The sequence below is a fragment of the Streptococcus parasanguinis genome (assembly GCF_001578955.1).
GTDB classification, from domain to species: Bacteria; Bacillota; Bacilli; order Lactobacillales; family Streptococcaceae; genus Streptococcus; species Streptococcus parasanguinis_U.
In genome coordinates this window covers 1-212 of sequence record NZ_KQ969797.1, presented here as the reverse complement: position 1 = coordinate 212, position 212 = coordinate 1, and the positions used below count along the sequence as shown (strand labels likewise).

Below are 212 nucleotides of genomic sequence, written 5' to 3'. Positions count from 1 at the left end.
CAATGAAGCTTGTTCCTCGCTTGAAGATGGCAATGTTTCCTGACCACCGGCTTCCGTATTGCCTTCCTTAATTTTTAATCGCTCTGCTACTTCTGCTGGCATTGGTGGATTAGGTTCTGTACGCTCCTTTGTTTTTACAGTAACTGTTGTTGATGAAGAGGATGTGACCTTACGAGAGCTGGAAGGACTTGTTTGGCTTTCTTTTGGTGTCT

Annotated in this window: 1 pseudogene; it reads right to left on the bottom strand. The window is 44.3% G+C overall.

From position 1 onward, the window contains the following. Positions 1-212, bottom strand: a pseudogene (locus SPADD19_RS11250) (C39 family peptidase); the annotation flags it as partial.